At 71.7% G+C, this 18,107-nt stretch carries 11 protein-coding genes; 5 read left to right on the forward strand and 6 right to left on the reverse strand.

The window, feature by feature from the left end; genetic code table 11:
- Positions 1–41: 41 nt before the first annotated feature.
- Positions 42–842, forward strand: coding sequence for a DUF899 domain-containing protein (locus B5557_RS30100; RefSeq protein WP_079662398.1), 801 nt, complete (start codon positions 42–44; stop codon positions 840–842).
- 39 nt (positions 843–881) lie between these two features.
- On the opposite strand, the gene B5557_RS30105 is transcribed toward B5557_RS30100, so the two are convergent.
- Positions 882–2,024 carry a serine hydrolase domain-containing protein gene (locus B5557_RS30105; protein ID WP_079662399.1) on the reverse strand — a complete coding sequence of 381 codons (1,143 nt, stop codon included), beginning with the start codon at positions 2,022–2,024 and terminating at the stop codon, positions 882–884.
- 251 nt (positions 2,025–2,275) lie between these two features.
- On the reverse strand, positions 2,276–3,769 hold the full coding sequence (locus B5557_RS30110) for an MFS transporter (RefSeq protein ID WP_079662400.1): 1,494 nt from the start codon (positions 3,767–3,769) through the stop codon (positions 2,276–2,278).
- Between the two features lie 101 nt (positions 3,770–3,870).
- On the opposite strand from B5557_RS30110, the gene B5557_RS30115 reads away from it, so the two are divergent.
- Positions 3,871–4,791 carry a helix-turn-helix transcriptional regulator gene (locus tag B5557_RS30115; protein ID WP_079662401.1) on the forward strand — a complete coding sequence of 307 codons (921 nt, stop codon included), beginning with the start codon at positions 3,871–3,873 and terminating at the stop codon, positions 4,789–4,791.
- Here B5557_RS30115 and B5557_RS30120 read toward each other — a convergent pair.
- Positions 4,781–6,226, reverse strand: coding sequence for an MFS transporter (locus tag B5557_RS30120; protein ID WP_079662402.1), 1,446 nt, complete (start codon positions 6,224–6,226; stop codon positions 4,781–4,783). The two genes, B5557_RS30115 and B5557_RS30120, sit on opposite strands and share 11 nt — an antisense overlap.
- 64 nt (positions 6,227–6,290) lie before the next feature.
- On the opposite strand from B5557_RS30120, the gene dusB reads away from it, so the two are divergent.
- Positions 6,291–7,430, forward strand: coding sequence for a tRNA dihydrouridine synthase DusB (gene dusB / locus B5557_RS30125; RefSeq protein WP_079662403.1), 1,140 nt, complete (start codon positions 6,291–6,293; stop codon positions 7,428–7,430).
- Between the two features lie 78 nt (positions 7,431–7,508).
- On the opposite strand, the gene B5557_RS30130 is transcribed toward dusB, so the two are convergent.
- From B5557_RS30130 to B5557_RS30145, 3 genes are all read right to left on the reverse strand, one after another.
- A complete protein-coding gene (locus B5557_RS30130) occupies positions 7,509–9,116 on the reverse strand; it encodes a CDP-alcohol phosphatidyltransferase (RefSeq protein WP_443031286.1) in 1,608 nt (535 codons plus the stop codon).
- A gap of 712 nt (positions 9,117–9,828) precedes the next feature.
- Positions 9,829–11,778, reverse strand: a complete 1,950-nt coding sequence (locus B5557_RS30140) for an amylo-alpha-1,6-glucosidase (RefSeq protein WP_079662405.1) — start codon at positions 11,776–11,778, stop codon at positions 9,829–9,831.
- Positions 11,775–13,304 (reverse strand): MGH1-like glycoside hydrolase domain-containing protein, encoded by a 1,530-nt coding sequence (locus tag B5557_RS30145; RefSeq protein ID WP_079662406.1) that lies wholly within the window; start codon positions 13,302–13,304, stop codon positions 11,775–11,777. Before B5557_RS30145 ends, B5557_RS30140 begins: the two co-directional genes overlap by 4 nt.
- 120 nt (positions 13,305–13,424) lie before the next feature.
- Here B5557_RS30145 and B5557_RS30150 point away from each other — a divergent pair, with 120 nt between their 5' ends.
- Both B5557_RS30150 and ppdK read left to right on the forward strand, forming a co-directional pair.
- Entirely contained in the window at positions 13,425–14,708 is a 1,284-nt protein-coding gene (locus B5557_RS30150; RefSeq protein WP_231976073.1) for an ROK family protein, read from the forward strand.
- A gap of 514 nt (positions 14,709–15,222) precedes the next feature.
- On the forward strand, positions 15,223–17,970 hold the full coding sequence (ppdK, locus tag B5557_RS30155) for a pyruvate, phosphate dikinase (RefSeq protein ID WP_079662407.1): 2,748 nt from the start codon (positions 15,223–15,225) through the stop codon (positions 17,968–17,970).
- Positions 17,971–18,107 lie beyond the last annotated feature (137 nt).

Raw genomic sequence — 18,107 nt, forward strand, 5'->3', positions numbered from 1 at the left:
TCGTACGACGCTGCCCGGTACGAGACACCCCGGAGGACGCGATGACGACCACCCCAGACCACCCGACCGCCCCAGACGACCCGACCACCGCACCGCCCGGCCGCCCGCCCGTCGTCGACCTGGCTGCCTGGCAGGCCGCGCGTGACGAGCTGCTGGTCCGGGAGAAGGCCCACACCCACGAGGGCGACGCGATCGCCGCGGCCCGCCGCCGGCTGCCGATGGTGGAGTTCGACGGGACGGTCGAGGTCGTCGGACCCGATGGCCCGGTCCCGTTCCTCGACCTGTTCCAGGGCCGTGACGAACTCGTCGTCTACAAGCACATGTGGTACGACGGCGCGCCGCACCAGGGGCAGTGCGAGGGCTGCACCACCACGGCCTGGCATCTGAAGGACGCCGTCTACCTCAACGCCCGCGGTGTGTCGTTCGCCGTGCTGACCACGGGCCCGTGGGACGAGGTCGCCTCCTACGTCGAGTTCATGGGCTACACCCAGCCCTGGTACTCGGTACGGGGCGTGGACGGACCGGCCGGCGGCAGCATGGGGTATCTCACCTGCTTCCTGCGCGACGGCGACCGCGTGTTCCTCACCTACTCCACGACGGGCCGCGGCAACGAGCGGGTCAACGGGTCCCTGGGCCTGCTCGACATGACGCCCTACGGTCGCGGCGAGGCATGGGAGGACAACCCCGAGGGCCGGCCCGAGGGAGGCAGCGCGTGCTGGTCCTGGCGCTCGGACGCGGACGGGAACCCGACCTGGGGCCCGACCAGCCGGCCCGTGCCGCAGTGGACCCGTCCCGGCGCGACCCCCGTTCAGACCCTCGGCCGGCACGGCCACTGCCACTGACCCGCTCCGCCTTACTCCGTAGTACCTGGACTACCTGGACTACCTGGCGGTGCACCGCCAGAAGTCCCGCATCAGCGGGGTCGGGGTCGGGTTCTCCATCGCCACCTGGGTCAGCAGGATCGTCACGGTGCCCGTCTGCGGGACGATGTGGGCCGTCGTCCCGGTGCCGCCGACCCAGCCGTAGCGGCCCGGCACGTTCCACGGGTCGACGGGGGAGACATCGACCTGGCCGCCGTAGCCCCAGCCCTGGCCCTCCATGAAGAGCGCGCCGATGTCGCGCTGGGCCGCCGTCAGGTGATTGGCCGTCATACGGCTCACCGAGGTGCGGGAGAGCAGGCGGCGGCCGCCGGCCTCGCCCGCGTTCAGCAGGAGACGGGCGAAGGCCAGCCAGTCGTCGGCCGTCGACGCCAGGCCCCCGCCGCCCGACGGGAAGCGCGGCACGCTGCTCCACTCGCCGTCCGGGGTGTCCGACACCTCCAGCGCGCCCACGCCGTCGGGACGGTACGCGGTGGTGAAACGGCCCCGCTTCTCCTTCGGGACCTCGAACGCCGTGTCCTTCATGCCGAGGGGCTCGAACAGCCGCTCCGCGAGAAACTCGGGCAGACTGCGGCCCGACGCCCGCGCGATCAGCACGCCCTGCAGATCGGACGCCGTCCCGTACAGCCAGGCCTCGCCCGGCTGGTGCAGGAGAGGCACCCGGGCCAGGTCCGTCAGCCAGGTGTCCGGGTCGGGATAGGCCTGCGGGAAGCGGCCGTCCTGCTGCACGGCGAAGAGGGCCTGCACGGCCGGCAGGGAGAAGTCCGACGGGAAGCCCCAGCCGGGGCGCGAGCTCAGCAGGTCCTCGACCGTGATCGGACGGGCCGCCGGGACCAGGTCGTCCACGGGCGCGGACGGCGTACGGACCACCATCGGTTCCGCGAGCTCCGGCAGCCACTCGGTCACCGGCGCGTCGAGGCCGACCGTGCCGTCGTCCACCAGCGTCAGCAGCGCCGCCGCCGTGATCGGCTTGGTGATCGAGGCGATGCGGAAGAGGGACTCCCGGGTCATCGGGGCCGTGCCGTCGGCGTCCTGCGCGCCGACGGTCACCACCTCCACGTCGTCTCCGCGGGCCACCAGGCCCACCGCCCCCGGGACGGTGCCGTCGTTTACGTACTGTCGCAAGGTCCTGTGCAGATTGCTCATGGCCGGCCTTCCGGTGCGAGTCCTGGAGAGTCCTTCGCTTCACCGCTACGACTCCCCGGACGGCCGGAAGTCATCGCGGGTCGCGACCCTCCGTAGGGTCCACCTCGCCTGGTGCGCCTCGGCGAGGTACTCCTGCGCCTTCAGCCAGGGCAGGACCTGCGCCGCCTTGCGCCGGCCGCAGGTGTCACACCTGATCGGGCGCTGTACTCCGGCCCCACGCGTTGTCCGAGCCTTCCCGAACGCCGCCGCACTCAGCCCACCTTGCGTGGCAGCCGCAGACTCAGCAGCCCCGTCACGACCACCCCGGCCAACTGCACGGCCAGTGTGGTCACCAGGGCGTCGCGCATGCCCATCCCCGGGACCAGGGAGAGGAACAGCGTGCCGAGCGTGGCCACGCCCAGCGCCAGCGACGTCTGCTGGGTGGTCACCATCACGCCGCTGCCGACGCCCGCGCGGGCCGGCGGCACCTCGGACATCACGATCCGCATGACGACGGGCAGTTGGAGCGCCTGCCCAGCACCGGCGACCGCCGCGCCCGGCAGCAGCTCCACGAAGCCGAGGTCCGGCCAGTCGGCGCGCACGGTCAGCACGATCAGGAGGATTCCGACGCCCTGGAGCACCGACCCCGCCGTCACCACCCGCGCCCCGAACCGGGTCACCAGCCGCGGCCCGGCGAGCGAGGCGACGAAGAAGGCCACCGCCATGGGGGCCAGGGCGAGACCGGCCTGGACCGGGCCCAGGCGCGCCCCGCTCTGCAGGGCCACCGCCACGACGAACATGAACCCGCTGAAGCCGACCGAGAACGGCACCATGAGCGTCAGACCGCGCCGCAGCGTGCTGAGTTCGAGCAGGCTCGGGGGGATCAGCGGGGTACGGCCGTTGCGGTCGGCGCGGCGCTCGACGCCGTAGAAGGCCGCTGCGACCAGCGGGAACGCTGCCAGGGACAGCCATGTCCACAGCGGCCAGCCCGCCGCGCGGCCCTCGGTGAGCGGGGCGAGCAGCGTCAGCAGGGCGACGGCGAGCAGGGCCGTGCCGGGGCCGTCCACCGGTTCGGGGCGCTGGGAGCGGGTCTCGGGGACCGTGCGGACGGCGAGGAACAGTCCCACGACGACGACCGGGACGTTCACGAGGAACACCGAACGCCAGCCGCTGCCCGCGATGTCCGCCGAGACCAGCACCCCGCCGAGGATCTGGCCCGCCACCATCGACAGCCCGGCCGTGGCCCCGTAGAGGCTCATGGCCTTGGCGCGGCGGGCTCCCTCGGTGGAGGACTGGATGGTGGCGAGCACCTGCGGGACCATGGCGGCGGCCGACGCGCCCTGCGCGACCCGCGCCGCGACCAGCGACCACGCGTCGGGCGCGAGCCCGCAGGCCAGCGAGGTCAGGCCGAAGGCCGCCATGCCGCCCAGGAAGAGCCGGCGCCGGCCGAACAGGTCGCCGAGCCGGCCGCCGAGGACGAGCAGCACGGCGTACGCGAGCCCGTACCCGGCGACGACGAGTTCGAGGACGGACTCGCTCGCGGCGAGGTCCCGGCCCATGGTGGGCAGGGCGACGTTGACGATGAAGAAGTCGATGAGGGGCAGCGCCGCGCCGAGCAGCACGGTGAACAGCCCGAGGGAGCCGAGGGCGTGGGCCGGTGCCGAAGTGCGGTCGCCCGGTGGGCCGGCGGTCGTGGCGGTGGTTGTGGCGCTGGTCTGGGCGGCGGCCGTGGTGGTAGTCGTGGTGGTAGTCGTTGTCTCGGTCACGCCGTCGAGCTTGCGCCGCCCCTCAGCCGGGTACCAGAGTGTCCTTATCCTGGTACAAGGAGTACCTGGCAACAGGGTCCGGACGGCGGCACGCTGGAGGCATGACGACGATGGCCTACGAGACGCCCACCGGGACGCACACGGGGACGCCCACCGGGACGCCGGCCCGTGAGACCGTCGGCTCGGAGGTCCGGCGGCACGAACTGGCCGCCTTCCTGCGCAGTCGCCGCGAGCGCATCAAGCCCGAACAGGTCGGCCTCCCACGCGGAACGCGCCGCCGCACGCCGGGACTGCGGCGCGAGGAGGTCGCCCACCTCTCGGCGGTCGGCGTCACCTGGTACACCTGGCTCGAACAGTCCCGGGACATCCATGTCTCGGTGCAGGTCCTGGACGCCCTTGCCCGCACCTTGCAGCTCGACCCGAGCGAGCGGGCCCACCTCTTCCAGCTCGCCGGCTCCACGGACCCCACCCCGGCCTCCTCCTGCACCGGCATCTCCGACGCCGTCCGCACGCTGCTCGACCAGCTCGACCCGCTGCCCGCCTGCGTCCAGAACAGCCGCTACGACATCCTGGCCTACAACCGCACCTACGCCCACCTGCTGTGCGACCTCGACGCCGTGCCGCCCGAGGACCGCAACTGCATGATCCTCATCCACACCCATCCGCAGTGGCGCCAGTCGGTCGTCCACCTCGACGAGTCCATGCGCCTGATGGCGGCGAAACTCCGGGCCTCCATGGCCGGCCACCTCTCCGAACCGGCCTGGAAGATGCTGGTCAAGCGCCTGCAGACGGAGTCCCCGGAGTTCCGCGAGAACTGGGAGCGCTACGAGGTCGTGTGGTCCCGCGGCAAGACCAAGCAGTTCCGCAACCCCCACGTCGGCCTCCTCACCGTCACCCACACCGACCTGTGGCTGAACCCGGACCACGGAGCCCGCATGGTGACCTACGTGCCCGCGGACCAGAAGACCCGTGAGCGCCTGGAGAAGCTGCACGCGCTCGCCCAGGGCGCGCTCACGCCTTGATGCTGGTCGCCTCCCGGATCTCCGGGGCCTGAAGGCGCTGGGCGGCCCGTTCCGCCGTACGCCTGGCCCAGGGACCTGTGGTGACGACCCCCAGGACGAGGACGGCCAGGCCGCAGCCGGTGAGGATCCACCAGCCGGGGACCGCGGCGGAGACGAAGGTCTCGCGGTACGACGAGGTGCTCACGCCCGCCGCCAGGACCGCGCCGACGACCGCGACGCCCAGGGTCTGACCGAGCTGGCGGCTGGTGGAGGCGACGGCCGCCGCGACCCCCGCCTGACTGCGCGGCATGCCCGACACCGCCGTGTTCGTGATCGGCGCGTTCACGAAACCGAAGCCCACCCCGAACAGCACATACCCGAGGAACAGCGTCCCATCGGACGTCTCAGCGTCGAAGGCGGCGAACAGCAGGCCGCTCGTCGTCATCGCGACGCCCGCGATGAGCAGGGGCAGGCGTGGCCCCCGGGTGCCGACCAGCCGCCCGGACAGCGGCGCGCACAGGAACATGGGCACGGCCATGGGGAGCATCCACAGACCGGCGTGCAGGGCGTCCAGGCCGCGCACGTTCTGCAGATACAGGGTGGACAGGAACAGGAACCCGCCCAGCGCGGCGAACGCGCTGATCGCCACGACCGTAGCCCCGCTGAACGGGGCCGAGCGGAAGAACCGCAGGTCGATGAGGGGTTCAGCGCGTCGGGGCTCGTACCGCAGGAGACCGAGGAGCGCGACCAGGGCGACGGCCGCGAAGGGACCGCTGGTGGCCGCGCCCGCCTCCGGCGCCTCGATGATCGCGTAGGTCAGGGAGCCGAAGAGGACGATGACCAGCAGCTGGCCGACCGGGTCGGGACGGCGGGCCTTCGACGCGCGGGACTCGGGGACGTAGCGCAGGGTGGCCAGCAGGGCCAGCAGGCCGACCGGCAGGTTGAGCCAGAAGATGGAGCGCCAGCCCACGGACTCCACCAGCAGGCCGCCCAGCAGCGGGCCCGCGGCCATCGATATGCCCACCACCGCGCCCCACACGCCGATCGCCCGGGCGCGCTCGCGCGGGTCGGTGAAGGTGTTGGTGATGATCGACATGGCGACCGGGTTCAGCATCGAACCGCCGACCGCCTGCACCATGCGGGCCGCGATCAGCAGCTCCAGGTTCGGCGCGAGCGAGCACAGCAGCGAGCCCAGCGAGAACACGACCAGGCCGGCCATGAAGACCTTCTTGCGGCCGATCCGGTCGGCGGTCGAGCCCGCCAGCATCAGCAGCGCGGCCAGCACCAGCGTGTATGCGTCGATCGTCCACTGCAGGCCGGCGGTCGTGGCGTGCAGGTCGTGCTGCATCGCGGGCAGCGCCACGTTCAGGACGGTGACGTCGAGGCTCACGATCAGCAGGCTCATGCAGCAGATCGCGAGGACGAGGAGGCGTCGTCGAGGGCTGAGCTCAGACATGCGTGAATAGTACGGCTAACTAATGATTTTCGCGGCACTTCGTCCGGTGCGTGAGAATGGGGCAATGCCCACGCCCGTGTCCCCCTTGCAGATCGGCCCGCACGCCGTCCGGCCGCCCGTCGTCCTGGCCCCCATGGCCGGGATCACCAACGCGCCCTTCCGCACCCTGTGCAGGGAGTTCAGTGGTGGCAAAGGCCTGTTCGTCAGCGAGATGATCACGACCCGGGCGCTGGTCGAACGCAACGAGAAGACCATGCAGCTGATCCGCTTCGACGCGACCGAGAAGCCGCGCTCGATCCAGCTGTACGGCGTCGACCCGGCCACCGTCGGCAAGGCCGTCCGCATGATCGCGGAAGAGGACCTCGCCGACCACATCGACCTGAACTTCGGCTGCCCGGTCCCGAAGGTGACCAGGAAGGGCGGCGGCTCGGCCCTCCCGTACAAGCGCAACCTGCTGCGGGCGATCCTGCGCGAGGCGGTGTCGGGCGCCGGCGACCTCCCGGTGACGATGAAGATGCGCAAGGGCATCGACGACGACCACATCACCTACCTCGACGCGGGCCGGATCGCCGTCGAGGAGGGCGTCACGGCGATCGCGCTGCACGGTCGTACGGCCGCCCAGCACTACGGCGGCACCGCCGACTGGGACGCCATCGCCCGGCTCAAGGAGCACGTCCCGGAGATCCCCGTCCTCGGCAACGGCGACATCTGGTCGGCGCAGGACGCACTGCGGATGGTGCGCGAGACGGGCTGCGACGGGGTGGTCGTGGGGCGCGGGTGCCTGGGCCGGCCGTGGCTGTTCGCCGACCTGGTGGCTGCCTTCGAGGGACGGGACGACTTCCGTGAGCCGCCCCTGCGCGAGGTCGCCGAGGTGATGGTCCGGCACGCCACCCTGCTCGGCGAGTGGATCGGCGACGAGGCGCGCGGGGTCATCGACTTCCGCAAGCACGTCGCCTGGTACCTGAAGGGCTTCGCGGTCGGCTCCGAGATGCGGCGGCGCCTCGCCATCACCTCCTCGCTGGCGGAACTGCGCGCAGGGCTGGACGAGTTGGACCTCGACCAGCCCTGGCCCACCGGCGCCGACGGCCCCCGCGGCCGCACCTCAGGCAACAACCGGGTCGTCCTGCCGGACGGCTGGCTGAAGGACCCCTACGACTGCGCGGGGATCAGCGAGGACGCGGAGCTGGACACCTCCGGCGGCTGAGACCGGCCCCGGCGGACGGGGCCGGTTCCGGCGGACGGGGCCGATTCCGGGGGCCGAGGTCAGTTCCGGCGGCCGGGGTCAGTTCCCGGAAGGGTGCGGGGTGGACCCGTACGCCGTCAGGAACTTGTCGCGGAACGAGCTCATCTTCCACACCGGGGCGTTGTGGGCCGGCTTCAGGCCGTCCGTCCAGTTCCAGGCGGCGATCTTGTCGAGGACCTTCGGATCCTTGGCGACGATCGAGATCGGCACGTCCCGGCTGGCGTTGTTGCCGCTGACCCGGGCTATGGGCTGGTGGTCGCCGAGGAACACCAGGACGGTGTCGTCGGTGCCGTAGCGCTCCAGCCACTGGGTGAGGGCGGTCACCGAGTACTGGATGGACTTGCCGTACTCCTCCTTGGACTTGGCGCTGTTGGCGATGACCTCGGACGCCTTCTTGCCGGCCTTCTCGATGCCGTCGAAGACCGAGCCGTCGCCGAGGTCGTCCCAGCCGACCATCTTCGGGATCGGCGCCCAGGGCTGGTGGCTGGAGGTCAGGATGATCTCCGACATCAGCGGCTTGTCACGGTCCGTGCGGCTGTGCTCCAGCCGCTGGAACGCCTCCAGGGCGTACTGGTCCGGCATGGTCGACCAGCTGAACTTCGGTCCCTGGTAACCCATCTGGAAGGCGTTGTAGACCTTGTCCAGGCCGTAGAACTTCTGCTCCGGCCAGCCCTTCTGCACACCCGGCATGATCCCGACGGTGTCCCAGGCGCCGGTCTTCTTGAACGCCTTCGTCAGCGACAGGTGATCGCTCGCCATCACCGTGCGGTAGCGCTGCTGGTTGTCGACCCACAGCCCGGACAGCGTGGTGGAGTGACCGAGCCAGCTGCTGCCGCCGTACGTCGCCGACGTCAGCCAGCCGCTCTTCGCGTGGAACCCGGCCTTCGTCAGGGCCTGCGTGCTCACGTCGAGAGTCTTGTCGACGCCCGGCGCCATGACCGGGTCCTCGATGGCGCTGCGGCCATAGCTCTCGATGAACGTGAAGATCATGTCCTTGCCGCGCAGGTCCGGCACGAGCTGGTCGGCGGGGGTGGCGCCGAACGCGTCGGCGCGGGCCTCCTTGCCGAACGCGGCCTCGTCCCGCAGGGTGTCGCGCACCCGCCGCGCCTCCGAGGCGACCGTGTGCGCGACCCGGTCGGAGGCGACCGGCATCCCGGCGTACTGCAGACTGAGCACGGAGCACGTGATCCAGGCGGTGCCCGCGATCAGCGTGCCCCGGGTCGCCTGCCGGGTGTTGCTCACCAGGATGCCGCTCAGCCGGACCGTCGCCAGCGCCATGACCACCATGACCAGGACGACGAGGAGGACGACGCCGATCGCCGCGACGAGCGCGACCGTCCCGCCCATCGAGTCCGCGACGTAGGACTGGGCGTCGTCCAGCAGACCCCAGTCCAGGACGAGGTTGAAGTCGCGGCCCAGGTACTCCACGAACCCCATGTCGAGCAGGTTCAGCACGGTCAGCGCCCCGAGCGCCGCGCCGGCCAGCGCCGCCAGCGCCACCCGCGGCCGGCGCGGCAGCGCCAGCAGCACGGCCGCACCGATGATCGCCTCACCCGGCAGCCGCAGGAACTGGTTCACCTGAACCGCGAAGAGACGATTCGGCATCACCAACGCCCCGAGCACCAGCACGACAGCAAGAACCGTCACGCTCCACCACACCACCCGCGCCCCCCGAGGATGCCGCCCCCGCCAGGAGCCAACCCGCCCCCTGACCCCCCGAGTCCGCCGACCCGGGCTCTCCCCGCCCCCGGGCACCGACGCCGCGGGAGCCTCGACCTCCGCCGCGCCTGGTTGGGCGGGGGTCTTCGTCTCTGCCGGGTCCAATTCCGCGGTGGTCTTCGTCTCTGCCGGGTCCAATTCCGCGGGGGTCTTCGTCTCCGCCGGGTCCAATTTCGCGGTGGTCTTCGTCTCTGCCGGGTCCAATTCCGCGGTGGTCTTCGTCTCCGCCGGGTCAGAGGCTGCGGGGGTTTTCGTCTCCGCCGGGTCCGTGGCCTTCGGCTCCCGGGGGCCCGACACCGAGGCCTCTGCCTCAGTGGTCTCGGGCTTCGGGGCTGCCGGCTCTGTGGTCTTCGGCTTCGCCGCCTCCGGGGTCCCCGTTTCCTGGAGTGCCGGGTCTGGGGTGGTCGGGGGGTTGGCGGGGGTGTCCTCGGGAGGGTTTGGGGCGGGGTGTTGGGACGAGTGAGTGGAGACAGGCACCCGAGGGTCCTTCCGTACGAAGCCCGGCGGTTCGGCGGATCCGGTGTGGGTCGGATCCGCCACAGTTTCGTACGGCCTGCCCTTCGCCCGCGTTCAGCCCCCTGGGCCTGTGCTCGGCAAACACCGCGCAAACGTCACGTCAAGCACCTCCCGGGAGGGAACCTCACGCGCCCCCGACTGCCGTGAGCAGCGCCAACGGGGCCGCTGCCGAGCGGGATTCCCGTACGCACGCGTGGGGGTACGGTACCGGCTGCGCGTGCGTGTCGCGGCCGTAGCCCGCGAGGACCTCGGGCAGCCGGTGACCGGTCGCGGTCGCCGCGTCGACCAGCGCGTGGGCGACCGTACGGGCCTCGTCGTGCAGGCCGTAGCGGGCGAGCCCCAGCGTGATCAGCGCATTGTCGTGCGGCCAGACCGAACCCCGGTGGTAGGACAGAGGGTGGTACGCGGCCTGCCCGGCGGCGAGGGTGCGCACGCCCCAGCCGGAGAAGAAGTCGGGTTCCACCAGCCGCCGGCCCACGGCCTCGCCGTACTCCTTGTCCAGCAGGCCCGACCAGAGCAGATGCCCGGCGTCCGAGGCGAGCGCGTCGACCTGACGGCCCTCGCCGTCCAGCGCGAGCGCCGGGAACGAACGGTCCGGCATCCAGAAGTCCCGCTGGAAACGGTCCCGCAGATCGGCCGCGGCCTGCTCCAGCAGCGCCGCGTACTTCTCGTCCTGCCACACCGTGCGCGCCACCCACGCCGTACGACGCAGCGCGTCGTACGCGTACCCCTGCGCCCCCGCCGCCATCACCGCCCCACTCGCGCGGGTGCCGTCCGCGGAGCAGATGGCACCGGGGGAGTCCTTCCAGTTCTGGTTGGCCAGGCCGCCGTTGTCGGCGCGGTAGACCAGGTAGCCGCGGGAGGTGAGCCCGCCGTGGTCCAGCATCCAGCCGACCGCCGCGCGGGCGTTGGGCTCCAGGCGGCGGGCCGTCGCCGCGTCGCCGGTCTGCTCGACGTACGCGCCGAGCAGGACGAGGAACAGCGGGGTCGCGTCCACCGAACCGTAGTAGCGGCCGAAGGGGACCTGTCCGAAGTGGGCCAGTTCGCCGTGCCGCACCTCGTGCACGATCTTCCCGGGCTGGGACACCGACTCCCGGCCGGTCTCGGTCGCCTGCCCGGCGGCGAGCGCCAGCAGCGTGGCGGCGGCCGGCCGCGGCCGGTAGGGGAGGGTGAACAGCGAGGTGAGCAGGGCGTCTCGGCCCAGCAGGGTCAGGAACCAGGGGGCGCCTGCCGCCGGAACGCGCAGCTCCTCGCCGTCCGGCCCGGTCGCCTGCACCTGGAGCGCGGCCAGGTCCGCGAGCCCGCGAACGCAGGCGGCGGCCAGCTCGGGCCAGCCGGTCGGGAAGGCCAGGCCCTCCATGAACTCGCCCTCCTGCGCCCGGAGTTGTTCGGCCACCGCGGCCGGGGAACGGGGCACCCGCAGGGCCCGCTTCTCGCCGTGCGGCCGGGCCATCACCCGCAGGGTCAACTCGGCCGAGCCGTTCGGCTCCAGCTCCAGCGTCCACACCAGACGGCGGGCCCCGGTGCCGGTCTCCTCGACGCCGTCCGGCGCGGGCTCGGCCGTCACCGTCGTGCAGGACTTCCACTCACCGCGCCGGTAGGTGAACTCCACGCCGTCGTCGAGGACTTGACGGCGGCGGACGACCCCGGTCTTCGCGTACGTACGGTGGTCGGAGCGGAGTTCGAACTGGTCGGTGAAGTCGGCGTCGGCGGTGACCGCGAGCCGGACCGTCGTCGGCACCGGCCGGTTGCTGACGATCCGCAGCGACTCCACGAACGAGCTGTCTCCGACGGCCTGTTCACGGAACAGCGTGCAGGACGGCGGCTCGTTGCGCCCGCCGCGCGGCACGAGCACGCACCGCGTGACGTCCCCGTCCGTGACCGGCGCGAGCACCTCCGGCACGGCGCCGTCCACCGTCAGCTGCCAGCGGCTGAGGTGCCGGGCGTCCCGGACGAATAACCCCTCCGGGGACCCGGAGGCCGTGCCGGAGCCCCGTACGCCGCTGATGTCCCCGCGGTCGCCCACGGCGGCGAACGTCCCGCCGTACACGAGCAGATGATGCCGGTCCGTCATCCCCGGTCCCCTCCCTTGAGAGCGTTCGCCTCGTTCGCGTTGTTCGCCTGGTTCACTCGGTTGACTTGGTTCACTTCGGTCGCTTGGTCTGCTTGGCCTGCCTGGTCTGCTTCGCTTCGGTGCAGCAGGTCGAGCGTGAGCGCGGCGGTCCAGCTGAAGCGGGTCGCGCCGCAGGCCTCGCCGGTGTACGGGTCGACGTACTCCGCGAAGTCCGAGCCGGCCGCGATGTCCAGCACCGCCCGGCGCAGCGCGTCCGCGTCGGCCCGGTGGCCGTGCAGCCGCAGACCGCGCTCCAGCAGCCAGCTCGTGTTGAACCAGGCCGGGCCGCGCCAGTAACGGTGCGGGTCGAAGGCCTCGCCGAGCAGGTCGTAGCTGGGGACGAGGCGGGTGGTCGTGCCGAGCCCGAAGTGCGGGCCGCGCAGGGTCCCCACGACGGCCGTCACCACCTCGCGCGGCAGCCCGGGCAGCAGGAGGGGCACGAGCCCGGAGACCCCACGCTCACGGATCAGCGCCCCGCCCGGACCGCCCTGTGTGTCGGCCCGCGCCCCTTGTACGTCCCGGCAGAAGAACATGCCCTCCCTCGGGTCCCACAGCCGCTCGACCAGGGCCGTCGTCAGGCGTTCCGCGCGCGCGTGGCGGGCGCCGGCCGTCGCGCCCAGCTCCTGCGCGATGCGGGCGAGGGCGTGTTCGGAGGCGATGAGCAGCGCGTTGAAGGCGGGGTCCTCGACGGCGAACTCCCCGCCCCCGTCGGTATAGCCGCCGTCCCGGTACTCCGTCGCCAGCCGCACGTACCGCCCGTAGTCCAGGTCCGTCGGACGGTCCTGGGCCGCGCCGTGGTCGAGGTCGGCGCGCCGGAAGGAGCGGGCCGGGGCCGGGGTGACCCGGGCGAGCGGCGCGTCCCAGCTCGGCGCGTTGTCCATGCCCTGCTCCCAGGGGTGGACGACCGACACCAGCCCGCCCCCGCCGAGGTCCCGCCGGTGCAGCAGATACCGGTGCCAGGCGGCGAGCCGCGGGTAGACCCGGGCGAGGAAGCCGCGCGCCCGGGAGAGCCCCGGGTCGGCGCGGTGCACCAGCCAGGCCGCGAGCGCGTGCACCGGTGGCTGCACGATGCCGGAGGTCTGTACGGTGCGCGGGGCGCCCGCAGCGCGCCCCGCGGTCGAGGAGCGCCAGAAGTCGGGGCTCGGGAAGTACGCGTCGAGCGGTACGGAGGGGTTGAAGACGATGTGCGGGATACGCCCGTCGCCCCACTGGGCGGCCAGTAGCGTCTCCAGCTCCGTCTGCGCCCGACGCGGCGAGAGGTGCCTGAGCCCGATCGCGATGAACGCCGAGTCCCAGGACCACTGGTGCGGGTACAGCCGACGCGACGGCACGGTCGACGCGCCGGTCCAGTTGCCCTCCAGCACGGCTGCCGCCCGCGTGTGCAGCCCCCTGAGGTGCGGCGAACCCGGTGAACCTGGCGGAGCCGCCGGATCGTATGCAGCGGCGTACTCCGCCGGGCGTGCGATGAGCTGGGCGGTGCGATCCACTCGGGGCTCCCCGAAGACGACAAGGCCGACTGGTTCGGCAGTGGCTACCGTAGGGTTACGTCTATTTAACACGCAAAACTCAATATGTAATGCAGGCTTGGGAAACACAAGGGGGTGGGCATGACCGGGCGTTCGGGACGAGCCGTCGGAACCGGCGGGACCGGCGGGACCGGCGGGGCGGGCAGGACCGGCGGGACCGGTAGGGCGGGCAGGACCGGCAGCCAGGCCAGCGCCGGAGACCTGCTCGAACTGGTGCGCAGCGGGCGGGCGACGACCCGCGGCGCCCTCCAGCAGGCCACCGGCCTCTCGCGCGCGACCGTGGGCCAACGCCTGGAGCGTCTCTTCCGCGTGGGCTGGCTGCGCGAGGGCGCCGGCGGCCCGGTCGACTCCCCGCTCGGTGGCCGCCCCTCGATCACCCTGGAGTTCGACGACGCCCACGCGGTCGTCCTGGCCGCCGACCTGGACACCCGGCACGCCCGGGCGGCCGTGCTGACCCTGACCGGCGAGATCCTGGCCGAGCGCGGCGGCACCCTGGTCATCGAGGACGGTCCGGACGCCGTCCTCGGCGAACTCGGCGGCTGGTTCGCCGAGCTGCTGGAGAAGGCGGGCCACCGGCCGGACGAGGTCTGCGGCATCGGACTCGCCGTCCCCGGCCCGGTCGACAGCGAGACCGGCCGGGTCGTCCAACCGCCGATCATGCCCGGCTGGGACGGCTACGACATACGGGGCCGCCTCGCGCGAGCGTTCACACAGCGCACCGGGGCGCCGGCGGTCCCGGTGCTCGTCGACAACGACGCCAACCTCATGGCGTACGGCGAACAGCGCACCGGGTACCCGGACTGCTCGGCGTTCGTGCTGGTCAAGGTGTCCACGGGCATCGGCGCCGGGGTCGTGGTCGACGGCTCGATCTTCCGTGGCGTGGACGGCGGCGCCGGCGACATCGGGCACATCCGGGTGGGCGCGGAGGCGCTGTGCCGCTGTGGCTCCTACGGCTGTCTCGCCGCCGTCGCCAGCGGTGGCGCCGTGGCGCGGCGGCTCACGGAGTCGGGCATACCGGCGTCCTCGGGCTCGGATGTGCGCGACCTGCTCGCCGCCGGGCACCCCGAGGCCGCGGCGAGCGCCCGTGAGGCGGGGCGCCGCGTCGGGGACGTCCTGGCGACGGTCGTGACGCTGCTCAACCCCGGGGTCCTGATGATCGCCGGGGATCTGGCCGGAACCGCCTTCCTCACGGGCGTGCGCGAGCTGCTCTACCAGCGGGCGCTGCCCCGCTCCACGGCCCGTCTGGACGTCGTGACCTCGCGGCTGGGGGAGCGGGCGGGCCTGGTGGGAGGGGGTGCGCTGGTCGTGGAGCACCTGTACGCGCCGGAGCGGGTGGAGGAGCGGTTGCTGGCGCTGGGGGTGTGAGGGACGCTCGTATGACGGGCCGCACGACGGGCCGCACGAAGGCCGCACGACTGGCCGCACGACGGGCGAACGATGGGCCGCACGACGGGCGGCAGGTCGACGGCATGACGGGCGGGTTTCCGTCCCGAGACGCGTCCGCATGGTGAAATCGGGCGGCCTGTGGAAGCGTGATTCTCACCACCCCTGAGGGGGGTAGTGCTCAGATGAGCGGATCATGAGTCGCTGCACTTCTCCAAGGGGTGGCACTGAGTGCCATCGCTTGATCGTTCATCGATCGAAATCAATCGTGCCGTACAGCGCTCGTCTGAGCGGGAAGTGAGGCGCGTGGGAGGTGCTTGCGTTCAAGAAGTGAAAACATCCGCCGCTCTGGGCTTGCCAAGCCTTGACTTTCGATCCGCTGGCGGACGACTGGTTACGAGCACATGACGCGCGAGTAGACGTACCCAGACGCCTTTGATCTGGGTATGTTCCTGGCCGTCAGGGCAGCCACCGCGTCCTCGAGGAGTCGAGACCCGTGTCGGAAAACAAAGATCTCCCGGTAACCGAGCAGGCCGCGAGCGTTGAGGGCGTGAAGTTCGTTTACGACTTCACCGAAGGCAACAAGGACCTCAAGGACCTCCTCGGCGGCAAGGGCGCCAACCTCGCCGAGATGACCAACCTGGGCCTTCCCGTCCCTCCGGGCTTCACCATCACCACCCAGGCCTGCAAGGTCTACCTCGACAGCGGCGAGGAGCCCGCGGCACTGCGTGACGAGGTGAGTGCGCACCTCGCCGCCCTGGAAGAGCGGATGGGCAAGAAGCTCGGCCAGGCCGACAACCCCCTCCTCGTCTCCGTCCGCTCGGGCGCGAAGTTCTCCATGCCCGGCATGATGGACACCGTCCTGAACATCGGACTCTCCGACAAGTCCGTCCAGGGCCTGGCCAAGCAGGCCGGCGATGACCGCTTCGCGTGGGACTCCTACCGCCGGCTGATCCAGATGTTCGGCAAGACCGTCCTCGGCGTCGACGGCGAGCTCTTCGAGGACGCGCTGGAGGCCGCGAAGACCGCGAAGAAGGTCGCCGTCGACACCGAGCTGGAGGCGGCGGACCTGAAGAAGCTGGTCACCCGCTTCAAGAAGATCGTCAAGACCGAGGCCGGCCGCGACTTCCCGCAGGACCCGCGCGAGCAGATGGACCTCGCCATCAAGGCGGTCTTCGACTCCTGGAACGGCGACCGCGCCAAGCTGTACCGCCGCCAGGAGCGCATCCCCGGCGACCTCGGCACCGCCGTCAACGTCTGCTCGATGGTCTTCGGCAACCTCGGCCCCGACTCCGGCACGGGCGTCGCCTTCACCCGCGACCCGGCCTCCGGCCACCAGGGCGTCTACGGCGACTACCTCCAGAACGCCCAGGGCGAGGACGTGGTCGCGGGCATCCGCAACACCGTCCCGCTCGCCGAACTGGAGCACATCGACAAGAAGTCGTACGACCAGCTGATGCAGATCATGGAGACGCTGGAGAACCACTACAAGGACCTCTGCGACATCGAGTTCACCATCGAACGCGGTCAGCTGTGGATGCTCCAGACGCGCGTTGGCAAGCGCACGGCGGGCGCGGCCTTCCGCATCGCGACCCAGCTCGTCGACCAGGGCCTCATCGACGAGACGGAAGCCCTCCAGCGCGTCAACGGCGCCCAGCTCGCCCAGCTGATGTTCCCCCGCTTCGACGAGGACGCGAAGGTGGAGAAGGTCGGCCGGGGCATCGCGGCCTCCCCGGGCGCGGCCGTCGGCAAGGCCGTGTTCGACTCGTACACCGCCGTCAAGTGGTCGCGCTCGGGCGAGAAGGTCATCCTCGTCCGCCGCGAGACCAACCCCGACGACCTCGACGGCATGATCGCCGCCGAGGGCATCCTGACCAGCCGCGGCGGCAAGACCTCGCATGCCGCAGTGGTGGCCCGGGGCATGGGCAAGACCTGCGTCTGCGGCGCGGAGGAGCTCGAGGTCGACACCAAGCGCCGCCGGATGACGGTGCCGGGCGGCCACGTGGTGGAAGAGGGCGACGTCATCTCCATCGACGGGTCGAGCGGCAAGGTCTACCTGGGCGAGGTCCCGGTCGTCCCGTCCCCCGTCGTGGAGTACTTCGAAGGCCGGATGCACGCGGGCGCCGACGACGCCGACGAGCTCGTCGAGGCCGTCCACCGCATCATGGCCTTCGCCGACCGCAAGCGACGGCTGCGGGTGCGTGCGAACGCCGACAACGCCGAGGACGCGCTGCGCGCCCGGCGCTTCGGCGCCCAGGGCATCGGCCTGTGCCGCACGGAGCACATGTTCCTCGGCGACCGGCGTGAGCTGGTGGAACGCCTGATCCTGGCGGACACGGAGGAGGAGCGCGAGGAGTCCCTGAAGCAGCTCCTGCCGCTCCAGAAGAAGGACTTCGTCGAACTCTTCGAGGCGATGGACGGCCTCCCGGTGACGGTCCGCCTCCTGGACCCGCCGCTGCACGAGTTCCTGCCCGACATCACCGAGCTGTCGGTGCGGGTGGCGCTGGCGGAGTCCCGCCAGGAGTCCCACGAGAACGACCTGCGCCTGCTCCAGGCGGTCCACCGCCTGCACGAGCAGAACCCGATGCTGGGCCTGCGCGGCGTACGCCTCGGCCTCGTCATCCCCGGCCTGTTCACGATGCAGGTCCGGGCCATCGCGGAGGCGGCGGCGGAGCGCAAGAACGCCAAGGGCGACCCGCGCGCCGAGATCATGATCCCGCTGGTCGGCACCGTCCAGGAGCTGGAGATCGTCCGCGAGGAGGCCGACCAGGTCGTCGCGGAGGTCGAGGCGGCGACCGGCGTCGCCCTGAAGCTGGCGATCGGCACGATGATCGAACTCCCCCGGGCGGCCCTCACCGCCGGCCAGATCGCGGAGGCGGCCGAGTTCTTCTCCTTCGGCACGAACGACCTCACCCAGACGGTCTGGGGCTTCAGCCGGGACGACGTGGAGGCTTCCTTCTTCACGGCGTACCTGGAGAAGGGCATCTTCGGCGTCAGCCCCTTCGAGACCATCGACAAGGACGGCGTCGGCTCGCTCGTCAAGGCCGCGGCCGAGGCGGGCCGGGCGACCCGCCCCGACCTGAAACTCGGCGTCTGCGGCGAACACGGCGGCGACCCGGAGTCCGTCCACTTCTTCCACGAGGTAGGCCTGGACTACGTCTCCTGCTCCCCGTTCCGCATCCCGGTGGCCCGCCTGGAAGCGGGCCGGGCGGCCACGCAGTCGACGGGCAGCGACCACCGCTGAGGCCCGGAGGCCCCGGGGCCCTGAGAGGCCGCAAAGGACTGAGGCCCGGCCGCCCGGAGGCCCGGAGGGGCTGAAGGGTCCATGAACCCCGGAGCCGCCGCTGGTCCCCGACCCTCACCGATCGGCGGCGGCTCCGG

It is taken from the genome of Streptomyces sp. 3214.6 (assembly GCF_900129855.1).
GTDB lineage: Bacteria > Actinomycetota > Actinomycetes > Streptomycetales > Streptomycetaceae > Streptomyces > Streptomyces soliscabiei.